The sequence below is a fragment of the Paracoccus sp. (in: a-proteobacteria) genome (assembly GCF_030538655.1).
In the GTDB taxonomy this organism is placed as follows: domain Bacteria; phylum Pseudomonadota; class Alphaproteobacteria; order Rhodobacterales; family Rhodobacteraceae; genus Paracoccus.
In genome coordinates this window covers 189,071-210,194 of sequence record NZ_JAUNTO010000001.1, presented here as the reverse complement: position 1 = coordinate 210,194, position 21,124 = coordinate 189,071, and the positions used below count along the sequence as shown (strand labels likewise).

19 protein-coding genes, 1 tRNA gene and 1 pseudogene are annotated in these 21,124 nt (G+C 65.3%); 9 read left to right on the top strand and 12 right to left on the bottom strand.

Annotation, left to right across the window (positions count from 1 at the left end; all coding sequences use genetic code 11):
- Positions 1-8 precede the first annotated feature (8 nt).
- Positions 9-644, top strand: coding sequence for a ParA family partition ATPase (gene parA, locus Q4G22_RS01050; RefSeq protein ID WP_303384040.1), 636 nt, complete (start codon positions 9-11; stop codon positions 642-644).
- 104 nt (positions 645-748) lie between these two features.
- Here the strand turns inward: parA and Q4G22_RS01045 are convergent, their stop codons facing one another.
- From Q4G22_RS01045 to Q4G22_RS01025, 5 genes are all read right to left on the bottom strand, one after another.
- Positions 749-2,551 (bottom strand): aminopeptidase P family protein, encoded by a 1,803-nt coding sequence (locus Q4G22_RS01045; RefSeq protein WP_303384039.1) that lies wholly within the window; start codon positions 2,549-2,551, stop codon positions 749-751.
- A complete protein-coding gene (locus Q4G22_RS01040) occupies positions 2,548-3,240 on the bottom strand; it encodes a metal-dependent hydrolase (protein WP_303384038.1) in 693 nt (230 codons plus the stop codon). The genes Q4G22_RS01045 and Q4G22_RS01040 overlap by 4 nt, the downstream gene beginning before the upstream one ends.
- Positions 3,241-3,339: 99 nt before the next feature.
- Positions 3,340-5,076 carry a single-stranded-DNA-specific exonuclease RecJ gene (gene recJ, locus Q4G22_RS01035; protein WP_303384037.1) on the bottom strand — a complete coding sequence of 579 codons (1,737 nt, stop codon included), beginning with the start codon at positions 5,074-5,076 and terminating at the stop codon, positions 3,340-3,342.
- 70 nt (positions 5,077-5,146) lie between these two features.
- Positions 5,147-6,112: a class II fructose-bisphosphatase gene (gene glpX / locus Q4G22_RS01030; RefSeq protein ID WP_303384036.1), complete on the bottom strand. Its 966-nt coding sequence runs from the start codon at positions 6,110-6,112 to the stop codon at positions 5,147-5,149.
- A gap of 37 nt (positions 6,113-6,149) precedes the next feature.
- Positions 6,150-6,407 (bottom strand): BolA family transcriptional regulator, encoded by a 258-nt coding sequence (locus tag Q4G22_RS01025; protein ID WP_303384035.1) that lies wholly within the window; start codon positions 6,405-6,407, stop codon positions 6,150-6,152.
- Between the two features lie 70 nt (positions 6,408-6,477).
- On the opposite strand from Q4G22_RS01025, the gene Q4G22_RS01020 reads away from it, so the two are divergent.
- Positions 6,478-7,107, top strand: a complete 630-nt coding sequence (locus Q4G22_RS01020) for a J domain-containing protein (protein ID WP_303384034.1) — start codon at positions 6,478-6,480, stop codon at positions 7,105-7,107.
- 116 nt (positions 7,108-7,223) lie between these two features.
- On the opposite strand, the gene lnt is transcribed toward Q4G22_RS01020, so the two are convergent.
- The 3 genes and pseudogenes from lnt to Q4G22_RS01005 form a co-directional block, all read right to left on the bottom strand.
- The gene (gene lnt, locus Q4G22_RS01015; protein WP_303384033.1) at positions 7,224-8,756 is read right to left on the bottom strand and encodes an apolipoprotein N-acyltransferase; all 1,533 of its coding nucleotides are present in this window, start codon (positions 8,754-8,756) and stop codon (positions 7,224-7,226) included.
- 495 nt (positions 8,757-9,251) lie between these two features.
- Positions 9,252-10,709: pseudogene (locus Q4G22_RS01010) on the bottom strand (DEAD/DEAH box helicase); the annotation flags it as partial.
- Between the two features lie 217 nt (positions 10,710-10,926).
- Positions 10,927-12,456 carry a calcium-binding protein gene (locus tag Q4G22_RS01005; RefSeq protein WP_303384032.1) on the bottom strand — a complete coding sequence of 510 codons (1,530 nt, stop codon included), beginning with the start codon at positions 12,454-12,456 and terminating at the stop codon, positions 10,927-10,929.
- 177 nt (positions 12,457-12,633) lie between these two features.
- Between Q4G22_RS01005 and argS the strand changes: the two genes are divergently transcribed.
- From argS to Q4G22_RS00970, 7 genes are all read left to right on the top strand, one after another.
- A complete protein-coding gene (gene argS, locus Q4G22_RS01000) occupies positions 12,634-14,376 on the top strand; it encodes an arginine--tRNA ligase (protein ID WP_303384031.1) in 1,743 nt (580 codons plus the stop codon).
- A 73-nt stretch (positions 14,377-14,449) separates the two neighbouring features.
- A complete protein-coding gene (locus Q4G22_RS00995; RefSeq protein WP_303384030.1) occupies positions 14,450-15,616 on the top strand; it encodes an SPOR domain-containing protein in 1,167 nt (388 codons plus the stop codon).
- Positions 15,613-16,584, top strand: a complete 972-nt coding sequence (locus tag Q4G22_RS00990; protein WP_303384029.1) for a glycoside hydrolase family 3 N-terminal domain-containing protein — start codon at positions 15,613-15,615, stop codon at positions 16,582-16,584. The genes Q4G22_RS00995 and Q4G22_RS00990 overlap by 4 nt, the downstream gene beginning before the upstream one ends.
- A 168-nt stretch (positions 16,585-16,752) precedes the next feature.
- On the top strand, positions 16,753-17,559 hold the full coding sequence (locus Q4G22_RS00985) for a ScpA family protein (RefSeq protein ID WP_303384028.1): 807 nt from the start codon (positions 16,753-16,755) through the stop codon (positions 17,557-17,559).
- Positions 17,556-18,221, top strand: a complete 666-nt coding sequence (gene scpB / locus Q4G22_RS00980) for an SMC-Scp complex subunit ScpB (RefSeq protein ID WP_303384027.1) — start codon at positions 17,556-17,558, stop codon at positions 18,219-18,221. Before Q4G22_RS00985 ends, scpB begins: the two co-directional genes overlap by 4 nt.
- Complete coding sequence (locus Q4G22_RS00975; RefSeq protein ID WP_303384026.1) at positions 18,218-18,421, top strand: hypothetical protein; 204 nt, start codon at positions 18,218-18,220, stop codon at positions 18,419-18,421. The genes scpB and Q4G22_RS00975 overlap by 4 nt, the downstream gene beginning before the upstream one ends.
- Before the next feature lie 56 nt (positions 18,422-18,477).
- On the top strand, positions 18,478-18,636 hold the full coding sequence (locus tag Q4G22_RS00970; RefSeq protein WP_303384025.1) for a hypothetical protein: 159 nt from the start codon (positions 18,478-18,480) through the stop codon (positions 18,634-18,636).
- Between the two features lie 94 nt (positions 18,637-18,730).
- Here the strand turns inward: Q4G22_RS00970 and Q4G22_RS00965 are convergent, their stop codons facing one another.
- The 4 genes from Q4G22_RS00965 to ihfA all read right to left on the bottom strand — a co-directional run bounded on the left by Q4G22_RS00965 (position 18,731) and on the right by ihfA (position 21,022).
- Positions 18,731-19,798, bottom strand: a complete 1,068-nt coding sequence (locus Q4G22_RS00965) for a 2'-deoxycytidine 5'-triphosphate deaminase (RefSeq protein WP_303384024.1) — start codon at positions 19,796-19,798, stop codon at positions 18,731-18,733.
- Between the two features lie 54 nt (positions 19,799-19,852).
- A tRNA-Pro gene (locus tag Q4G22_RS00960) sits at positions 19,853-19,930 on the bottom strand.
- A gap of 85 nt (positions 19,931-20,015) precedes the next feature.
- Entirely contained in the window at positions 20,016-20,708 is a 693-nt protein-coding gene (locus Q4G22_RS00955; RefSeq protein WP_303384023.1) for a MerR family transcriptional regulator, read from the bottom strand.
- Between the two features lie 11 nt (positions 20,709-20,719).
- On the bottom strand, positions 20,720-21,022 hold the full coding sequence (gene ihfA / locus Q4G22_RS00950) for an integration host factor subunit alpha (protein ID WP_303361732.1): 303 nt from the start codon (positions 21,020-21,022) through the stop codon (positions 20,720-20,722).
- Positions 21,023-21,124: the final 102 nt, after the last annotated feature.

Genomic DNA, 21,124 nt, shown 5'->3' with positions numbered 1-21,124 from the left:
GGGGACATATGGCCGGACGCATTATCACCGTGGCTCAGCAAAAGGGCGGTTCGGGCAAGACGACGGTTGCTGTCAATCTGGCAATCGCGCTGCGGCAGGCGGGCTATCGTGTCGCGCTGATCGACACCGATCCGCAAGGCAGCATGGGGCGCTGGTTCATCGAACGGCTGGGGCGCGTGGGCGAGGATGACGATCTGGAGTTTTCCACCTCGTCGGCCTGGGGGGCGTCTTATGAATCGGACAAGCTGAAAAAGCGTTTCGATTTCGTCATCATTGACACTCCGCCCAAGATCGACAGCGATCTGCGCCCGGCGCTGCGCGTGGCCGATCTGGTGCTGGTGCCGGTTGCGTCAAGTCATGTCGATCTGTGGGCAACCGAAGGTGTGCTGGATCTGGCCCGACGTGAAAAGGCGCCGGTGCTGGTGGTGTTGAACCGCACCCGCCCGAACACCCGGCTTGGGGCGGAAGTAGCTGAAAAGACGGTCGAACTGGGGGCGACGGTGGCGGGTGCGCAACTTGCCAACCGCGTTGCCTATGCCGAGACGCTGGGGCTGGGTCTCGGTGCGATCGAGCGGGCCGGCGCGGGGCCAGCACGGGATGAGATCGCCGCCCTGCGCGATGAGGTTCTGGCGGCTTGCGATTGATCCACCGGATCGGAGGATTCCACATCCCCCTTCGGCGGGAAAAGGCCCGCTGGACTTTTTTCCGATCCGCCTCATCCTATGATTTGCAGGCCAAAGATGCCTGCCTAGGTCAGCGGGCTGGTCTGCCCGATCAGCCAGTCGCGGGCGGTGCCATCCAGCAGAGGCAACAGTTCTTTACGAACGTGCAGATGATAGGCGTCCAGCCAGTCGATTTCCTCGGACGACATCCCGTCGCTGTCGATCAGGCGGCGGTCAAAGGGGCACAGCGTCAGCGTGTCAAAACCCAGCATCTCGCGCCCCGGTTCGGCTTGGGTGGGGGTGACGGCGATCAGGTTTTCCAGCCGGATGCCGAATGCGCCCTCGCGATAATAGCCGGGTTCGTTTGACAGGATCATGCCGGGTTCCAGCGGCAGGGTGCTGATGCGGCTGATCCGCACCGGGCCTTCGTGGACACACAGCGCCGCGCCGACGCCGTGGCCGGTGCCGTGATCGTAGTCCAGCCCCTGTGCCCATAGGAATTGCCGCGCCAAAGCGTCGATATGCGCACCCGCCACGCCCTTGGGAAAGCGGGCGCGGCTGATCGCGATCAGGCCACGCAGCACGGCGGTATAGGGTGCACGCGCCGCATCGGGCGCGGCGCCAAGGCTGACCGTGCGGGTGATGTCGGTGGTGCCGTCGGCATATTGACCGCCCGAATCCAGCAGCAGGATCTGATCGGCGGACAGGGCGCGGTTGGTGGCCTCGGTTACGCGATAGTGGATGATCGCGCCGTTCGGCCCCGCGCCGCAGATGGTATCAAAGCTGATGTCCAGCGCGCCTTCGGCCCGGCGTTCCTGTTCCAGCCGCTGCACCACGTCGATTTCGGTCAGTTTGGCCGGGTCTTGTGCATCCAGCCACGCCAGCAGCCGCACTATTGCTGCCCCATCGCGGCGGTGCGCGGCGGCCATGCCGGACAGTTCGGCGGCGGTCTTGCGCGCTTTGGGCAGGATGGCGGGGTCGCGATCGCGGGCGATCTCGGTCCCGGCTTCGGTCAGGATGCGAAAGGCGGCCTCGGGGGCGGTCTGTGGGTCAAGGCGCACCGGGCCGGGCAGGTCGCGCAGCGCGGCGGTCAGCGCGTCGGGGGGCAGGATGCTCACCTGATTGCCCAGATGCGTTCGCAGCGCGTCGTCGAATTTGCCCGCGTCGGCGAACAGCGCGACATGACCACCGTCGGACACCACCGCAAAGGATTGCACCACCGGATTGCGGGGAATATCGCTGCCGCGGATATTCAGCAGCCACGAGATCGAATCGGGCAGCGTCAGCAATGCCGCCGTTTGACCCGCGTCGCGCAGGGTTTCGGCAAGGCGCGCGCGGCGGGTTGCCGCGCTTTCACCCGCCAGCGAGTCATCATGAATCCGCGCGGGGCCGACAGGTGGGGCAGGGCGGTCGGGCCAGATCGCATCGACGAGGTTGCGCTCCGTGGCGATCAGGCCAATGCCCGTGCCGGTCAGGCCCTGCTCCAGCGCCTCGATTTCGGCACGGGTGTGCAGCCACGGATCAAAGCCCACGCGCCCGCCGCCGGGCAGCGCCTGCCGCAGCCAGTCGGCGGGCCTGGTTTCGGGCCAGTTGACCGGAGCATAATCGGCGGCGTCCACCTCGGCCCGGACCTGCACGCGATAGCGACCGTCGATGAACACGCCCGCCGTATCCGTCGTGACGATGGCAAAGCCCGCGCTGCCGGTGAACCCGGTCAGCCATGCCAGCCGTGCATCCGAGGGGGCGACATATTCGCCCTGATGCGCATCGGCGCGCGGCACGATAAAGGCATCCAGCCCGGCATCAGCCATTTGTGCCCGCAGCGCCGCCAGCCGGGCAGATCGGTTTTGCCCTGCCTCGGGCGCATCAAAACTCTGCCAGCCGCTCACAGGGTCACAGTCTCCATCACGTCGGGGGTCAGCACCTTCACGCCGGGCAGTGCGTCCACTAACGGCTGCGCCGATTGCGCCAGCAGCGGGAAGGTTTTGTAATGGCAGGGGACCACAGTCTTGAAATCAAAATATTTCTTTGCTGCCCACGCCGCGCGTGCCATGTCCATGGTAAAATGTCCCCCGGCGCACAGGATACCGATGTCGGGCTGGTGATATTCGCCCATCCACGCCATATCGGCCATGATGTCGGTATCGCCGCTGACATAGATCACACGCCCCTCGCCCGCGATCATATAGCCCGATTCGTGGCCTGCGTAGATCGGCCCGTCCGGCCCGTCCAGTGAACTGGAATGCGCCGCGTTCACCATCGTCACCTTGGCCCCGCCCAGATCGACCGTGCCGCCCTTGTTAAAGCCCACGCCCTCGATCCCGGCGGTTTTTTCCCAGTGGCTTATCAGGTCATAGATGCCGACGACGGGAATGCCCCGCTCCTTGGCGATGGCCAGCGTGTCGCCGGTGTGATCGCCATGGCCGTGGGTTATCAGAATATGGGTGGCACCGCTCAGCGCCTGATCGCGTTGATCCTGTGGGAACAGCGGATTGCCGGTCAGCCACGGGTCGATCAGGATCACCGCCTGTTCGATTTCAAGACGAAAGCCGGAATGGCCAAGCCAGGTCAGTTTCATGCAATCCTCCTGTGCCGTTTGGGGACAGGTTAGCGGGGTCGGCTGCGAGGGGCCAGCCCCGGATCACGGTATTCAGGCAAGCAAGGCATGTGGGCGTCATCAGACCGGGGCTGCGTCATCCAGCCGCAGCCGCACCCGTTCGCGCCCGTTCCAGGTGGTCAGTTCCAACCTGCCCGCAAGGTGAAACCGGCGGCCCTTGGCCCCGATCAGCGCCGGGCCAAGCGGGCCGTTCATCGCGCCCCAGCCCACCGCCTCCAGCGAGGGGCCGCCGGGGGCACGAAACGACAGGCGGAGGTGTCCGTCGCCCATCTGGCCAGCACTGTCGATCAACTGATCGGCAAAGGCAAAGCGCGGCGCGGCGGCCGCCTGCCCGAATGGTCCGGCATCGGCGATCAGCCGCATCAGCTCGGGCGTGGCGGCGGCGGGTTCGATCAGGCTGGAAATGCGCAGATCGCCCGCACCGCTGCGGGCGTTCAGATCGGCGGTGATCAGATCGGCCAGCCGGGCCATGGCGGCGGGGATCGCCTCTTCGGCGACGGTCAGGCCCGCCGCCATCATATGCCCGCCCCCCTTGAGGATCAGCCCCTCGGCCGCCAGTCGCTGCACCGCGCGGCCCAGATCAACGCCAGGCACCGAACGCGCGCTGCCCTTGCCGATGCCGCCTTCGATGCCGATGACGACCGAGGGCAGATTGGTTGCCTCTTTCACGCGGGCTGCAACGATGCCGACGACGCCGGGGTGCCAGCCCGCGCCTGCCGCCCACGCCAGCCGGCTGTCCCCCCGCGCCTCGACCTGCGCCAATGCGGCTTGCCGCACTTCGGCCTCGATGGCGCGGCGGTCACGGTTCAGATCGTCAAGCTGCGCGGCCAGCCGGTCGGCGGTGGCGTCATCGGTCGCGGCCAGTGCGCGCGCCCCCAGATCGGCCCGCCCCACGCGCCCCCCGGCATTGATGCGGGGGCCAAGCAGAAATCCCAGATGAAAGGCACTTGGCGGCCCGTCCAGCCGCGCCACATCGGCCAAGGCGCGCAATCCGGGGCGGGCGCGGCGGGCCATCACCTCCAGCCCGGTGCGCACAAAGGCGCGGTTCACCCCGACCAACGGCGCCACATCGGCAACGGTCGCCAGCGCGACCAGATCCAGCATCTGGATCAACGGCACCTCGGCCCGGCCCTGCGTGCGCAGCACCCGGCCTGCCTGCACCAGCGTCAAAAACACCACGCCAGCAGCACAGAGATAGCCCAGATCGCCGGATTCATCCGCGCGGTTCGGGTTCACCACCGCAAGGGCAGGGGGCAGCGTTTCACCGCCCAGATGGTGATCCAGTACGATGACATCCGCCAGCCCTTGTGCCGCCGCCAGCGCATCATGCGACAGCGTTCCGCAATCGACACAGACAATCAGATCATGCGCCGTCGCCAGCCCGGCGATAGCAGGCGCATTCGGGCCATAGCCCTCGTCGATGCGGTCAGGAATATACAGCGTCGCATCGCGACCCTGTGCCCGCAACCAGTCCAGCAGCAGCGCCGCCGAAGCCCCACCATCGACGTCATAATCCGCAAATATCGCGATACGCTGATCCAGAGCGGCCACCAACCGTTCCGCCGCCACAGCCATGTCGCGCAGCGACAGCGGATCAGGCAGCAGATCACGCAGCCGCGGATTGAGAAAGCCGGGTGCCCCGTCAGCCTCGATCCCGCGCTCCGCCAGAATCCGCGCCACTGGCAAAGGCAGCTGCGCGGATTGCGCCAAGCCCTCAGCCCGGCGGATCAGGGCGTCGTCAGGTCCGATCCACCGCCGCGCGGTCAACGATTGTTCAACCCCCAGAAACGCGCTCATGTCGTCTTTCGTTTATAAATATCCCGGGGGGAATCCGGCCCCTTGGGGCCGGATGGGGGGCTGGCCCCCCTTACTTGATCGGGTTGCGATAGATCACACGGCGCACCGAACCCGTTTTCGACCGCATCAGGATCGTTTCGGTCTCGATGAAATGCGGCTCGCGTTTCAACCCGCGCACGATGGACCCGTTGGTGACGCCGGTGGCCGAGAAAATCACATCCGCCGTCACCATCTCGTCGCGGGAATAGATGCGGTTCAGGTCGGTGATTCCGGCTTTCGCAGCCCGTCCACGCTCGTCATCGTTGCGGAACAGCAGGCGGCCCCACATCTGCCCGCCCATACATTTCAGCGCGGATGCGGCCAGAACGCCCTCGGGCGCGCCGCCGGAACCCATATACATGTCGATCCCGGTCTTTTCCGGTTCGGCGACATGCATCACACCCGCCACATCGCCATCAGTAATCAGCCGGATCGCGGCACCGGTCGCGCGGACCTCGGCGATCATGTCCTCGTGCCGGGGGCGTTCCAGGATGCAGACGGTGATGTCCTCGGGCTGGACGCCCTGCGCTTTGGCCAGCGCGTGAACGCGCTCGGTCGGGGTCATATCCAGATTCACCACGTCCTTGTCATAACCCGGCCCAACCGCCAGCTTGTCCATATACACATCGGGGGCATGCAGCAGCGTGCCGCGCGGGGCCATGGCGATCACGGTCAGCGCATTCGGCATGTCCTTGGCGGTCAGGGTGGTGCCTTCCAGCGGGTCAAGCGCGATGTCCACCTCGGGGCCGTTTCCGGTGCCGACCTCCTCGCCGATGAACAGCATGGGGGCTTCGTCTCGCTCGCCCTCACCGATGACAACGACGCCGCGAATGTCCAGAATATTCAACTGTTCGCGCATGGCGTTCACGGCGGCCTGATCGGCGGCCTTTTCGTCACCACGGCCGATCAGCCGGGCCGAGGCATGGGCCGCAGCCTCGGAAACGCGGGCGAGGCCCAGGGACAACATACGGTCGTTAAAATCGGTTTTGGCGTTCATGGCCATTCCTCTACAAGATGGGCGCGTCGGCGCTGTCTTAGGCCGTGGGGGTATCAAGCTCAAGCGCAAGCGCATGGATGCGCGGCACGATGTCGCCTAAGGCGGCATGAACCATCCGGTGCCGGTCAATCCGTGATTTCCCTTGAAAGTCAGGTGAAATCAGACAGATACGGAAATGCGTCTGCCCCCCTTCGCGCCAGCCGGCATGGCCCTGGTGCTGTTCGCTTTCATCGGCAATTTCCAGCACCACCGGGTTCAGTGCCATCAACCTGTCGCGCATGTCATCCGCTATCATTTCTTTGCCCCCCTTTCATGTCGCGCCAAAACCCCTAAACTCCTGTTCCCGAGTCGCAAAGGGCAAACATATGACCAGTAACGACCCGTTCGGTTTCGACATTTCCGCCGCCAAGGATAAAAAACGGCGGTCCAAGGGCAGACGCGGTATGTCGGGCGCGATCGAGACATCGACCCGGACCTGTGACAAGGCGGGTTGTGACCTGCCCGGCCAGTATCGCGCGCCCAAAAGCCCGCGTAACCTTGAGGACTATTACTGGTTCTGCAAGGATCACGTCCGGGAATACAACCTGAACTGGAACTATTTTCAGGGGCAAAGCGAGGCCGAGTTCCAGCAGTTTCTGGACAATGCCACGGTGTGGGAACGCCCGACCAAGCCTTTTGGCCGCGCCGCGCAGGAGCAGGCCTGGGCACGCCACGGCATCAGCGACCCCATGGAGATTTTGGGCGACAATGCCACCAGCCCCGAGGTGCGCGCCAAGACCGCTGCGCGCAAGCTGCCCCCGAACGAACGTCGTGCCATCGACATTCTTGAGGCCAAAGACAGCTGGACCCGTGCCGAAATTCGGAAACAATACAAATCCTTGGTCAAGGATCTTCATCCTGACATGAACGGCGGCGACCGTTCCGACGAGGATCGTCTGGCCGAGGTCGTCTGGGCGTGGGAACAGGTCCGCGAAAGCCGGTATTTCCGCGATTGACCGCCTGCTTTGCGTCCAGCGCCGGGCCGGAGGCACCCCCATTCATCAGGGAAAAGGTCCATCGGACCTTTTTCTGATCCGCCTCATCCGTCGGATATTTATGGACAGAAGATACGTCAGACGCGGCGGCGCAGGCTGGCGGCGGTCAGGATCAGCGCCAGCAAGACCAGCGCCGGGGTGTCGCCCCAGTGCCACCATGTCGTGGCCGGTAGGGCGGCGGGCAGGGCGGCGTCGATCTTGCCCATCTGATTCAGGGGCAGGCTGGCGCGAGTGTTGCCATGGGCGTCGATGACGGCGGATATGCCGGTGTTGGCCGACCGGATCAGCGGCAGGCCGCTTTGAATCGTGCGCAGTCGCGCTTGGGCGAGGTGTTGATAGGGGCCTGAGAACCGGCCAAACCATGCGTCATTGGTGATCTGCAACAGCCATGCCGGGCGTGGGCCGTGGCGCAGATGCTGGGGGAAGATCGCCTCATAGCAGATCAGCGGCTGGAATTCGGGCAGGGCGGGCAGGTTCAGCACTGCGGGACCGGGGCCGGGGGAATAGCCGTTGCCCTGCTGCGCGGCAAAGGCGGTGATGCCGAACCGGGCCAGCGCGTCGCCCCATGGGATATATTCGCCAAAGGGGACGAGGTGGAACTTGTCATAGGTGGCGGTAACGCTGCCATCCGGGGCGATCACGGCGAGGCTGTTGAAAAAGCGTGGATATTCCGCGCGCTGAATGCCAAGTATCAGCGTTGCCCCACCTGCCGAAGCGGCCATTTGCGGCAACACCGCCTCGGCATCGTTCAGCAGAAAATTCACCGCGGTTTCGGGCCAGATCACCACATCGGGCGCCCCCGGTTGTGAGGACAGATCCAGCAGGCGGCGATAGAATTCCAGCGACCAGTCGGGGTCCCATTTCAGCGCCTGCTGCGCATCGGGTTGCACCACGCGCAGCGTGACTGGCGTATCGGGCGGCAGCGGCGTGGCCAGACGCGCCAGCCCCGCCGCCCATAGCGCGCCGGTCAGGGCAATGCACAGCGCCGCGCCGGGCAGGGCGCGGGCAGCGGGTTCCGCGTGGGGGCGGCGCAGCAGGCCGGGCAGGGCGGCCAGCAGCATCGTCAGCGCCGACAGGCCAGTGGCACCGATCACGGCGGCTGATTGCGCGACAGGGGTTGCGATCCAGATATGCCCGGTCAGCGCCCAGGGAAAGCCGGTGAAGATCCAGCCGCGCAGCCAGTCAGACAGGGCCAGCACGGCGGCGATGGCCGCGATTCGAGACGCGTGGCGGGGGGCGGCCAGCCGCCACGCGACGGCGGCGGGGATGGCCCAGAACAGCCCGCCCCCCAGTGCCATCAGCACCAGCGCAAAGGGGGCCATCCAGCCGTAAACCTCGGGCTGGACCAGAAACGGTTCAACGATCCAGACCAGTGCCAGTGCGAACCAGCCGACCCCGGCGGCCAGTGCCTGCCAAAAGACGGTGCGGGCCGTGGGCGCGCGCGCCACGCGCCACAGGATCAGCGCGATGGCGGGCAGAGCCAGAAACCACAGGTTCAGCGGTGCCAGCCCCGTCGCCGCGATGGCACCCAAGCCCGCATCCCCCGCCAACCGTCGCAGCGGTGGGCGGTAACGGCGGCGAATCTGGGGCGGGGTCAGGGGATCGCGCATGGCTGCGCGTCAGATTTCCGGGTTGGCAGAATTGGTCGGGCTGGCCTCGGGCGCGTCTGCGGGGGCCTTTGCTTCGGCCCTGCGGCGGCGGCGCGGTTTTTTGGCGGCTTCGGATTCCGCATCGGCCTTGGCTGCGGCTTTGACGGCTGCGGCCTCGGCTTTGGCGGCCTTGTCGGCCTCGATTTCGGCCTTGGTGCGGCGGCGGCGCTTTTTCGGTGCTTCCACCGGGGCATCGGTTGCCCGGGTATCGGTTTCGGCCTGAGGCACGGCAGGTGCCGCGTCGGCGCTGTCCTGCGCAGTGACCTCATCCTGCGCGATGACCTCGGTCGGTGCTGCCACTGCTTCGGGGGTCGGATCGGCTGCCTTGGGCTTGCGATCAGCGCGTTTGCGACGCTTTTTCGGTTCTTCGGCGGCGGGTTCGGCGGCGGCGACCGGGGCTTCCGGTTCATCCGGCTGCACCGGCTTTTCGATATAGCCGGGGCGGAACACATTGTTCAGGAATTCCGGCACATGGTCGCCCAGGCCGACAATCACCGAATCGCGGCGGTTGTCGCGGTCGTGATCGCGGCGGTCACGCCGGTCGCGGCGATCGTCACGATCCTCGCGCCGGTCATCCCGTCGCTCTTCGCGTTTCTCAGCGCGCGGGGTTTCCGCAGCGGCCGGTGCGGCGGCATCGCGCGCCGGACGGTCGTCATGGCGGCGGCGGTCACGGTCGCGATCCCGACCGTTGCGCCCACCCTTGCGATCATCGCGCGGGCGCGGGGCAGAGGTCGCCGCCTCGGACAAGGCAAAACCGGCCGGAATGTCGCCACGCGGTAGGGTCTGTTTGATAAGCGTCTCAATCGCGGTCAGATATTTTTCATCGGCGGGCGTGGAAATGCTGATCGCGGTGCCCAAGCGTCCGGCGCGGCCCGTGCGGCCAATGCGGTGAACGTAGTCTTCGGCGTGCGAGGGCAGGTCAAAGTTGAACACATGGCTGACCGCCGGAATATCCAGCCCGCGCGCCGCCACGTCGGAACAGACCAGCAGCTTCAGCGTTCCATCGCGGAAACCGTCCAACGTGCGCATCCGCTGCGACTGGTCAAGGTCGCCATGGATCGGAGCCGCATCAAAGCCATGCTTTTTCAGCGACTTGGCAACGATGTCCACATCCGTCTTGCGGTTGCAGAAAATCATCGCGTTGGTCAGCGCACCTTCGTCACGGGTCTGTTCGGCCTCAATCAGCGCGCGCAGCAGTTCGCGTTTCTGCTTGGCGGCCTGATCGCGGCGGGTGGGCGTGATCTCGATCAGCTTTTGCGTGATGGTTTCGCTGGTGGTGGCCTGACGCGCCACCTCGATCCGTTCGGGGCTGTGCAGGAAGGTGTTGGTGATCCGTTCGATTTCCGGCGCCATGGTGGCCGAAAAGAACAACGTCTGGCGCGTGAACGGGGTCAGCTGGAAAATCCGTTCAATATCAGGGATAAAGCCCATGTCCAGCATCCGGTCGGCTTCGTCCACGACCATGATCTGAACGCCGGTCAGCAACAGCTTGCCGCGTTCGAAATGGTCCAGCAGACGGCCCGGCGTGGCGATCAGCACGTCAACGCCGCGATCAATCAGCTTGTCCTGTTCGCCAAAGGACACACCGCCGATCAGCAAAGCCTTGGTCAGCTTGGTGTATTTTGCATAAATATCAAAGTTTTCCGCGACCTGAGCCGCCAGTTCCCGCGTCGGGCACAGCACCAGCGAGCGCGGCATCCGCGCGCGCGCGCGGCCACGGCCCAGCAGGGTAATCATCGGCAGGGTAAAGCTGGCGGTTTTGCCGGTGCCGGTCTGGGCGATTCCCAGCACGTCGCGCCCTTCCAGCGCGGGCGGAATCGCACCGGCCTGAATGGGGGTGGGCTGGGAATACCCGGCCTCGTCAATGGCTTGTAAAACCTTGGGGTCCAGCTTGAGATCGGAAAACAGCGTCATTCGGGGCTTTCGTTACTGTCGCGCCTGCGGCGCGGTTACGCGTCCGGCCACGGATCGCGCCGCGGCCTGTCAGGGACGCTTGCGCACGCCCCGCATCATTTGCCCACCGGATGCAGGCACGCGTCGCCTAGACGAAACCAGACCGCGCGTCAATGTTTTCGCGCTTTTTGCGCGCAATGGGCTGTTTAAAAAGCAACTAGACCACCGGGGCGGGCGGTTACAGGATCAGGTCTCCGGCCTCGATCTGAGCAACATTGGCAAGCTGGATGGCCAGATCGGTGATTCCGTCGCCGGTTGTATCTGCGCGCAGCAGCAGGTCAGTGCCGCTTTTGACGGTCCAGACGCCATGGGCGGTGGCGCGATCCGCCCGGATAAACGCCTGATCGCCGCCCTGATCCGGGTTGGCGTCGATCTGCGATAGGTCCAGCCGATCCTCGCCAGTCGCAAAGTCGGTGATGACATCGCGCCCGCGCCCCACAGGGCTGTCGGCCGTGAAATGGAACGCAAAGGTATCGCGCCCTGTGCCGCCGGTCAGCCGGTCGGCCCCCGCACCGCCCAGCAGCCAGTCCCTGCCGCTGCCGCCATCCAGACGGTCATCCCCACCCAGCCCGACCAGCGAATCGTGACCGGCGCTACCGATCAGGCGATTGGCCAGCCCGCTGCCGTGCAGGCGGTCATGGCCCGCGCCGGTTGTGGCATTCTCAACGCTGTCAAAGCTGTCCAGCCCCTGACCCGTCTGCACCTGAAGCTGCGCGCCAAGGTCGATGTAAAAGCTGTCGCTGCCCTGAAAGAGCACCGTGTCGATCCCATTGCCGCCGAAGAGCTGGTCATCGCCGCTGCCCCCGATCAGCGTGTCATTGCCCGCACCGCCATCGAGTCTATCTTTGCCCGTACCGCCGATCAGATAATCATGCCCGTCGCCGCCTTGCAGCGTATCGTTGCCGCTGCCGCCTGTCAGACGGTCGGAGCCAGCCCCGCCTTCGATCAGATCATTGCCGTTGCCACCTGCAACAGTGTCGCGGCCAATGCCGCCCAGCAGCGTGTCATTTCCTGCGCCGCCGGTCAGCCGGTCATTGCCGCCGGCACCAGCCAGCAGATTGACGTTGCTGTCGCCTGTCAGCGTATCGTTGCCCTCGCTGCCGACGATCCCCTCGATCCCGGTCAGGCGGTCGATGCTGGTGCCGGTGTTCTGATAACCCGCCTCTGCCAGTGAGACGATAACGGGCGTATCGTCAGAATAGACTGCCAGATCAAAGCCTTCGCCGCCATACAGCGCATTGCGCCCGGTCCCGCCAATCAGCACATCATTGCCGTTGCCACCGTCCAGAACATCATCACCCTCGAGCCCGAACAACTGATCCGAACCGTCCTTGCCGCTGATCCGGTCGTTTCCGGCCAAGCCGATCAGCGTATCATTTCCCGATGATCCAACGATCACATCATCGCCCTGAAGCGCCAGATAAAGTATCGACGCGGGCCGGTTCATGGTGATGGCTGCCGCAATCACGCCCGATTCGATGGAAATTTCGGTGATCTTCATCACCGGCGTGTCGGACACCAGCAACGTGGCCGAGGTCGCGGCCCCGACGGGCCGCAAGGCGGTATCATAGCTAAAATCACCCTCGTAACGAGTTGTTATTAGGGCATTCTGAACCTCGAATGCCTTGGCGTCGCGCCGTGTGATGGTGCCGCCAAGGGCAGCGGTGTTCAGCATGTCAAGCGGGCTGAAGGCGGTCAGTCTGGCCATGGCGAAAATCCGGTGAGCAGGTGTCTGCATATTGCGCCGGGCGCTGATAGCGTCACCGGGATTTTGCATCGCCGCGATCACGATTTGTGACACAAGCGCAGCCCGCCGCGTGATGGCGCTGTTGACCTGCCCCCCTTGCTGGCGCTAACCGGAAAGCCGCAAATTCAGGTGAGCGTGATGAACCTTTTTACCGAAATGCGCGGGCGTGTGATCGCGGCGCTGGATGCAATGGTGCAGGCGGGCGATCTGCCGCAGGGGCTGGATTTTGCCGCTGTGACGGTCGAACCGCCGCGCGATCCGGCGCATGGCGATATGGCCACCAATGCCGCGATGGTGCTGGCCAAGCCCGCCGGGAAAAAGCCGCGCGACATCGCCGATGCGCTGGCCGCGCGCCTGACCGGTGGCCCGATCACAGCGGCCGAGGTGGCGGGACCGGGCTTTCTGAACCTGCGGCTTGACCCGTCGGTGTGGCGGGATGTGACCCGCGCGGCGCTGATGCAGGGCGCGGATTACGGGCGCTCGGACCTTGGGGCGGGGCAAAAGGTCAACGTCGAATTCGTCAGCGCCAACCCGACCGGCCCGATGCATGTCGGCCACGTCCGGGGCGCGGTGTTCGGCGATGCGCTGGCCGCGCTGCTGGATTTCGCCGGTTATAACGTGACGCGCGAATACTATATCAATGACGGCGGCGCGCAGGTCGATGTGCTGGCCCGCTCGGCCTATGAACGCTACCGCGAGGCGCATGGGCTGGAACCGCAGATCGTCGAAGGGCTGTATCCCGGCGACTATCTGATCCCGGTCGGGCAGGCGCTCAAGGATAAATATGGCGACAGCCTGCTGGACAAGCCAGAATCCGATTGGCTGACCCTGGTGCGCGATTTTGCCACCGAAGCGATGATGCAGATGATCCGCGAGGATCTGGAACTCCTGAACGTGCGCATGGACGTCTATTCATCCGAACGCGCGCTTTATGGCTCGGGCCGGATCGAGGCGGCGATTGCGCGGCTTGAGGCGGCGGGCCTGATCTATCGCGGCGTGCTGGAACCGCCCAAAGGCAAGCTGCCCGAGGATTGGGAAGCGCGCGAGCAACTGCTGTTCCGCGCCACCGCGCATGGCGATGATGTGGACCGCCCGATCCAGAAATCGGATGGCAGCTGGACCTATTTCGCCCCCGACATCGCCTATCACTGGGACAAGATCGGCCGCGGCTTTGACCAGCTGATCGACGTGTTCGGCGCCGACCATGGCGGTTACGTCAAGCGGATGAACGCCGCCGTCAAGGCGCTGTCGAATGGCCGGGTGCCGCTGGACATCAAGCTGATCCAGTTGGTGAAATTGTTCAAGAACGGCGAGCCGTTCAAGATGTCGAAACGCGCCGGCACCTTTGTCACGCTGCGCGATGTGGTGGATGAGGCGGGGGCCGATGTGACCCGCTTTATCATGCTGACCCGCAAGAACGACGCGGCGCTGGATTTCGACTTTGCCAAAGTGCTGGAACAGTCCAAGGACAACCCGGTCTGGTATGTGCAATACGCCAGCGCGCGCACCCATTCGGTGCTGCGCCGTGCGGCGGATATGGGGGTCGATACGTCTGATTCTGCGCTGGCAGGGGCCGATCTGTCGCGGCTGACCCATCCGGCGGAAATCGACCTGATGCGCAAGCTCGCCGAATGGCCGCGCCTTGTCGAACATGCCGCCCGCGCGCATGAACCGCATCGGGTGGCGTTTTTCCTGTATGATCTCGCCTCTGACCTGCATTCGCTGTGGAATCGTGGCAATGACGAAATCGCGCTGCGATTCGTGCAGGATGGCGATAAGGACACAACCGCGTCGAAAATCGCATTGGCACGTGCGGTTGGCGTTGTGATTTCCTGCGGTCTTGCTATCTTGGGGGTTGCTCCGGCAAAAGAAATGCGCTGACAACAGGCGCCGCTGCCAGAGCAGGTATCGAGCAGGTAACAGCGACCGGGTTTAACCGGCGGGCAGGCAGGCTATGGCAGTGATGGACTTCCGCGAGGGCGGATTTGGTTTCACCTTTTCGCGTCAGCGTGGACGGCGGGATTACGACTTCGAAGAACGCGGCTGGGATGATCTGGCCGATGATTCTGGCCATTCGGCACAGGCGCAGCCAGAAGGGCTGTCGGTGCGTCTGGCGCGGCTGACGCATTATCTGGGTGCTGTGATCTCGGTCGGGCTGATGATCGGTCTGGTTTACTGGGGGTGGCAATTGGTGATGCGCGATGTGTCGGGGGTGCCGGTCATCACCGCGCTGTCAGGCGATGCCCGCACCGCCCCCGCCGATCCGGGCGGGGAATTGACGTCTTACACCGGCCTTGCGGTGAATGGCGTTGCCGCCGGTGGTCGCAGCGAACCTGCCGCGCAGGTCGCCATTGCGCCATCCGCCACCGGCCTGACGGATAGCGATGTGGCCATGGGCCAGCTTGGCGCCACTGCGCGTGAGCCGGCCGCTGGGTCCGACCCCGCGATCAGCTTTGACACCGACCCGATGATCGCCCAGAGCGATGCTGATATGCGTGCCGAACTGGCCGCGGCCGAGGCGCTGGCCGCCGATCAGGCCGTGGCTCAGGCCCAGATCATGGACGCCCCGGCCAGCGAAGGCCCGGTCAACGCCGCCGTGCTGGACGAAAATGGCCAGCAAGCGCAGGCCATGGCGATTACCGATGCGCTTGCGCAGGCTCAGGCGCAGGGCGGTCTGACGGCATCTGTCCGTCCGGCCCCGCGTCCGCGCCGCGCTGCTGCGGTTGCCTCTGCTGCGGCAACCCCGGCGCAGGCCCCGGCTGCTGCCACGGTCGGGGCCGGTTCTGCCGATGCCCCCGCTGCCCGTCCGGCCGCAGTGCAACAGGCCAGCGCAGAGCCTGCCCCCGCACCGCGCGCCGCCACCGCCCCGTCGGGCGCACCACTGGCGCAGATCGGTGCCTTTGACAGCAATGCCATCGCCAACAGCGAATGGGCACGCCTGTCGGGCAAGTTCGGGTCGCAGTTCAGCGGCAAGGCCCCGGTTATTCAGGAACACCGCGCGAATGGGCGCACCTTCTGGCGGCTGCGCGTGGCCGGGTTCGATTCGCGCGACGACGCCCGCCGCTTTTGCGAGGCGCTGAAGTCCGGCGGCACCGACTGTATCCCGGCGACGGCGCAGTGACCGGCGCCACGATTCTCGGCGGCATTGCCGGGACCACCCTCACACCGGTCGAGCGGGACTTCTTTCGCTCGGCCGATCCGTGGGGGTTCATTCTGTTCGGGCGCAATGTCGAAAACCCGGATCAACTCCGCCGCCTGACCGCCGAGCTGCGCAATGCTGTGGGCCGCGATGCCGTCATCACCATCGACCAGGAAGGTGGCCGTGTGCAACGCCTCCGCGCCCCGCACTGGCGCGACTGGCCCGCCCCGCTGGATGATGCCGCGCGCGGCGAACGCGTTATCTGGCTGCGCCACCGCCTGATCGGGGCGGAACTGCGTGCTGCCGGAATCGACAGCAACTGCGCACCAACGCTGGACGTGGCACAGCCCGAAACACATCCGTTCCTGCGCAACCGCTGTCTTGGCACCGACCCGGAAACAGTTGCCCGGCTTGGCCGCGCCGCCGCCGACGGTCTGCTGGCCGCAGGTGTGCTGCCGGTGATGAAACATATGCCCGGCCACGGTCGGGCCACCGCCGACAGCCACCTTGAAACCCCGCAGGTGACAGCGCCGCTGCCGGAACTCGACCTCTGCGATTTTGCCCCGTTCCGCGCATTGGCCGATCTGCCGATAGGGATGACGGCGCATATCCGCTTTACCGCGATCACCGATCAGCCTGCCACAGCCGCGCCACAAGCCATCGCGCTGATCCGCGACCAGATCGGCTTTGACGGGCTGCTGATGACGGATGACATCGGCATGAACGCTCTGTCCGGAACTCAGGCCGACCGCGCGCGCGCCGCCATCGCGGCAGGCTGTGATCTGGTCCTGCATTGCAACGGCGACATCGCGGCGATGGAGCAGGTGGCCGCCGCCGCCGGTCCCTTGTCTGCCGCCGCCACCTGCCGCGCCGATGCCGCACTGGCCATGCGCCGCGCCCCGGATGCCGCCGATCTGGCCGCGCTCGCCGCTGAATATGACGCGGCATAGGGCATCTTTGGTCTGTAAATATCCTTTGGGGGTGAGGAGGATCAAGCAAAGCTCCAGTGGGCCTTTTCCCCGACGAACGGGGCGAAGCGCCCCCGGTTGCCAACGCTGCGCCTTGACTCACACCCTGCTTCGGCGGACTCTGCGGGCCTGACCAATCAGACCCGCGCCATGACCACCCGACCGCAAGCCCCCTATCTGCGCCCTGTCGCTACCGTGCCCGAGGCCGACGACATTGCCGCCCGCCGCGTGGACGAGGCGTTGATCGTTGATGTGGACGGGTTCGAAGGCCCGCTGGACCTGCTGCTGACACTGGCGCGGACGCAGAAACTGGACCTGATGAAAATCTCGGTTCTGGCATTGGCCGAACAATACCTAGCCTTTGTCGAACAGGCCCGCCGCCTCAGGATCGAACTGGCCGCCGATTATCTGGTCATGGCCGCCTGGCTGGCGTTCCTGAAATCGCGCCTGCTGCTGCCCCCCGACCCCGAGGCCGAAGGCCCAAGCGCCGAGGATATGGCCGCGCATCTGGCCTTTCAATTGGAACGGCTGAACGCCATGCGGCAGGCGGCGGCGAACCTGATGGCGCGCGACCGGCTGGGGATCAGCCGTCACCCGCGAGGGGCACCCGAAACCGTGACACGCAGCAGACAGACCGAGTGGCAGGCCGGGCTGCTGGACCTGATGCGCGCCTATGCCCGGCTGCGCACACGCGATGAATTCCGCCCCTATGCCTTTGATCGCAAAGACCTGTTCACTATGGAACAGGCGCTGAACCGGCTGCGCGGGCTGATCGGCTATGCCGGTGACTGGACCGATCTGTCCGAATTTCTGCCCGACGGCTGGGACGGCGCGCGGTCTGCATCTGCCCGCGCGGCGACCTTTGCCGCCTCGCTGGAACTGGCGCGTCAAGGCCGGATCGAGATCCGCCAGCCCGAAATGTTCGCCCCTATCAGCATCCGCCGCAGGCCGACATGACCGAGGCTGACCCGACCCGCTTTCCCCCGCCGCCGCTGCCGGAACAGGCCCGTATGGTCGAGGCGCTGCTGTTCGCCTCGGCCACGCCCATGCCCCTGCGCGAGATCGCCGCGCGCCTGCCCGCCGGTTGCGATGCGCCCGAAGCCCTGGCGCATCTGCGCGGCCAATACGACCGGCGCGGGGTGGTGCTGGAACGCATCGGTGATGCTTACGCCTTTCGGACCGCGCCCGACCTGTCCTTTCTGATGCAGGATACCACCACCGAACAGCGCCGCCTGTCGCGTGCGGCCACCGAAACGCTGGCGATCATCGCCTATCACCAGCCCGTCACCCGCGCCGAGATCGAGGAAATCCGCGGCGTCGCGGTCAGTCGCGGCACGCTGGATCAGTTGCTGGACATCGGCTGGATCCGTGTCGGTCGCCGCAGGATGACGCCGGGCCGCCCCGTTACCTTTGTCGTGACCGAAAGCTTTCTGGACCATTTCGGCCTTGAAAGCGCCCGTGATCTGCCGGGCTTGACGGAATTGCGCGCCGCAGGGCTGCTGGAATCGACCCCGCCCGATGCACTGCTGCCGGGGCTGGATTTGCCGCGCGACCAAGACGAGGATGACGACATTCCGTCCACCGACGCGCCTGACGATTTGTTCGAGGACGAGCCATGAACATGAACCAACTGACGCGGATGCTCAGCCGGTTTCTGCTGAACTGGGGTGTGAACGCCGGTATCAGGCGCATGGGCCAGACCCAGCCGCGCCCCGGTGAAACCCGCGAAGAAGCCCGCAAACGCCAGCAGGTCGCCCGGCAGAACAGCAGTCGCACCCGGCAGGCCATGCGGGTTCTGCGCCGCTTTATCCGCTTCTGAAACGCCAGAGCGGTGCGGCTGAATTATGCTGTCCGCCGCAGATTCGAGGGTCCGGGATGAGCCTGAAAGACATTGTGAAGCGCCTGAAAACCATGATCGGCGGATCAGATCAAACCACAGCCAAGCCTGCCGCCCCGGCGCAAAAGCCGCAGGCCAGGCGTGCGGATGTCAAACGCGCCCGACAGGCCGCGCGGACCACCCGCAAACGCGGTTGAGCGCGTAGCCGGACATGTGGCGCAGGGGCGCCGGGTGACAGGCGTCGTGCCTCACGTGGGATTTCGACAGGCAGGAAAGATCCGGGCAGGTGCGTTAGCGAAATTGTTTCGCCAGCTTCAGCCCTTGTCCCTGATAGTTCGAGGCGATGTCGGCACCATAAAGGCGATCGGGGCGCGCCGCCATCCGCTCATAGACCAGCCGCCCGACGACCTGACCGTGTTCCAGCGCGAAGGGGGCCTCGTGGCAGCGCACCTCAAGCACACCCCGCGCGCCGGTGCCACGCTGGCCGACGCCGAAGCCGGGGTCAAAGAATCCGGCGTAATGCACCCGGAATTCGCCGACCATCGCCAGATAGGGGGCCATCTCGGCGGCGTAATCGGCGGGGATCGCCACCGATTCGCGGCTGACGAGGATATAAAACGCGCCGGGGTCCAGAATCAGCCGCCCATCATGGCTGCGCAATTCGTCCCAGAAATCGGCGGGGTCATAGGCCGCGATCCGGTCGAGGTCGATCACCCCGGTATGGGGACGGGCGCGATAGCCGACGAGATCGCCCTTTGCCGGGCGCAGATCGACGGAAAAGCCCAAACCTTCGTCGATCAGTGCCTCGCCGTTGACCAGCGGTTCGGCCCGATGCAGCGCGGCGAGGTCGGCATCAGACAGCACTGCTTGGCCCTGCCGCAGCCGAAGCTGGTTCAGCCGCATCCCCGGACGCACCAGCACGGAAAAGCTGCGCGGGCAGATTTCGGCATAAAGCGGGCCGTCATAGCCAGGGGGCAGACGGTCGAATTCGGTCCCGCCATCGGCGATCAGCCGCGTCAGCAGGTCCAGCCGCCCGGTCGAGGATTTGGCGTTTGCCACCGCCGTCAGCCCATGGGGCAGCGCCAGCCTTTCCATCAGCGGGACCAGATAGACGCAGCCCTTTTCCAGCACCGCACCGCCAGTCAGGTCCATCTTGTGCATTTCGAAATCGGCCAGCCGGTCCATCACCCGCTGCCCTTTGCCCGCCAGAAAGCTGGCGCGCAGCCGGTAAGCCACGGTCCCCAGCCGCAGGTCAAGGCTGGCGGGCTGCACCTGTGCGTCGGTCACGGGCGGATCGGCGGTGATTGCGCCCTGCGCGATCAGGTTGCGCAAAAGGCTGTCTGGCAGAACCCCGTTCATCGCTTCCCCCGGATATGCGAACGCCCACCCCGTGAAGGGTGGGCGTTGTCGAAATGGTCGGGCCGGCGAGATTCGAACTCGCGGCCTTCCGCCCCCCAGACGGACGCGCTAACCAGGCTGCGCCACGGCCCGACGGGGGCCATATAGGGCCAAGCCGACGACCTGCACAAGAGGCCGCAGACGGATTTCTTGTGCGAATTTTGAGACATGTCGCAGGTCAAAGCCGCGCGGCGATCTGATCCAGCAGATGCAGCGCCGGTTTGCGGGCTGCGCGGGGCAGGGGGGCGGGGCTGTTCCGCAGCGTTGCTGCCAGCGCCCCCAGCCGGGGCAGCCATTCCACAGGCGCAACGGCAAGGGCCTGCGGTGTGGCGGGATTATCCTCGGGCGTGGCAAGGTCAGGAAACAGTGGCAGCGGCTCTGCCGTCGGGCGCCGCCGATGGCGTTCACGGCTGCGGGGGGCATGTGGCAGGTCGTCGTCATGATCCTGAATGTGATTCTGCGTTGACAGAATCGCTGCCGGTTCTGGTCTGGGTGCAGACGATGCCGCAGCCGGTATGGCCGTCATTGCATCATTGGCGGTCGCGTCGGTGGTGCTTTCCTCATCCTGCGGCATGGCCACCCCGATCGCCTCGCCCAAGCGGGCCGCCCCACGGGCGCGGATCATCGCGCCGCGATCCCGCGCCAGCATCTTGCGCGCACCACGAATGGTCAGCCCCTCATCGCGCAGAATTTCGCACAGGCCAGCGGCCAGCCGCACATCATCGGGGCGGTAATAGCGCCGCCCATCCCCGCGCTTGACGGGCTTTAGCAGTGAAAACTGGGTTTCCCAATAGCGCAGCACATGTGGTGCCACGCCGATCAGTTTTGCCACCTCACCGATGGAGCGGAATGCCTCTGCGCCCTTCTCCATCGTCGGCGGTCTCAGCCTTTGTTGCCAGCGGCGACACGATCTTTCATCAGATGCGAGGGGCGAAACGACAGCACCCGGCGCGGCGTGATTGGCACTTCTTCGCCGGTTTTGGGGTTGCGCCCGACGCGTTCGTTTTTGTCACGAACCGAAAACGTGCCAAAGGATGAAATTTTCACCTGCTCGCCCCGGACGAGTGCGTCAGAGATATGACCCAGCACACTTTCGACCAGCTGCGCTGATTCGTGGCGTGACAAACCGACATCGCGGAAAACCGCTTCGGCCAGATCCATGCGTGTCAGGGTTTTTTCACTCATATCATGTCCTTTCGGATTCAGCATAAGGATGAGTGGATTCGCAAGGTCTGTCAACAACAGGCAGGGTAAAATCGTTCCTGTGCGGAAACAAAATCCAAAGCA

Excerpts from the sequence above, each read along its gene's own strand:
- Q4G22_RS01020 (WP_303384034.1), top strand. The coding sequence starts at position 6,478 with ATGACCAGTAACGACCCGTTCGGTTTCGACATTTCCGCCGCCAAGGAT.
- Q4G22_RS01005 (WP_303384032.1), bottom strand. The coding sequence starts at position 12,456 with ATGGCCAGACTGACCGCCTTCAGCCCGCTTGACATGCTGAACACCGCT.
- glpX (WP_303384036.1), bottom strand. The coding sequence starts at position 6,112 with ATGAACGCCAAAACCGATTTTAACGACCGTATGTTGTCCCTGGGCCTC.
- Q4G22_RS01040 (WP_303384038.1), bottom strand. The coding sequence starts at position 3,240 with ATGAAACTGACCTGGCTTGGCCATTCCGGCTTTCGTCTTGAAATCGAA.
- Q4G22_RS00965 (WP_303384024.1), bottom strand. The coding sequence starts at position 19,798 with ATGAACGGGGTTCTGCCAGACAGCCTTTTGCGCAACCTGATCGCGCAG.
- recJ (WP_303384037.1), bottom strand. The coding sequence starts at position 5,076 with ATGAGCGCGTTTCTGGGGGTTGAACAATCGTTGACCGCGCGGCGGTGG.
- parA (WP_303384040.1), top strand. The coding sequence starts at position 9 with ATGGCCGGACGCATTATCACCGTGGCTCAGCAAAAGGGCGGTTCGGGC.
- ihfA (WP_303361732.1), bottom strand. The coding sequence starts at position 21,022 with ATGAGTGAAAAAACCCTGACACGCATGGATCTGGCCGAAGCGGTTTTC.
- Q4G22_RS01025 (WP_303384035.1), bottom strand. The coding sequence starts at position 6,407 with ATGATAGCGGATGACATGCGCGACAGGTTGATGGCACTGAACCCGGTG.
- Q4G22_RS00995 (WP_303384030.1), top strand. The coding sequence starts at position 14,450 with ATGGCAGTGATGGACTTCCGCGAGGGCGGATTTGGTTTCACCTTTTCG.
- lnt (WP_303384033.1), bottom strand. The coding sequence starts at position 8,756 with ATGCGCGATCCCCTGACCCCGCCCCAGATTCGCCGCCGTTACCGCCCA.
- Q4G22_RS00975 (WP_303384026.1), top strand. The coding sequence starts at position 18,218 with ATGAACATGAACCAACTGACGCGGATGCTCAGCCGGTTTCTGCTGAAC.
- argS (WP_303384031.1), top strand. The coding sequence starts at position 12,634 with ATGAACCTTTTTACCGAAATGCGCGGGCGTGTGATCGCGGCGCTGGAT.
- Q4G22_RS00955 (WP_303384023.1), bottom strand. The coding sequence starts at position 20,708 with ATGGAGAAGGGCGCAGAGGCATTCCGCTCCATCGGTGAGGTGGCAAAA.
- Q4G22_RS00985 (WP_303384028.1), top strand. The coding sequence starts at position 16,753 with ATGACCACCCGACCGCAAGCCCCCTATCTGCGCCCTGTCGCTACCGTG.
- scpB (WP_303384027.1), top strand. The coding sequence starts at position 17,556 with ATGACCGAGGCTGACCCGACCCGCTTTCCCCCGCCGCCGCTGCCGGAA.
- Q4G22_RS00970 (WP_303384025.1), top strand. The coding sequence starts at position 18,478 with ATGAGCCTGAAAGACATTGTGAAGCGCCTGAAAACCATGATCGGCGGA.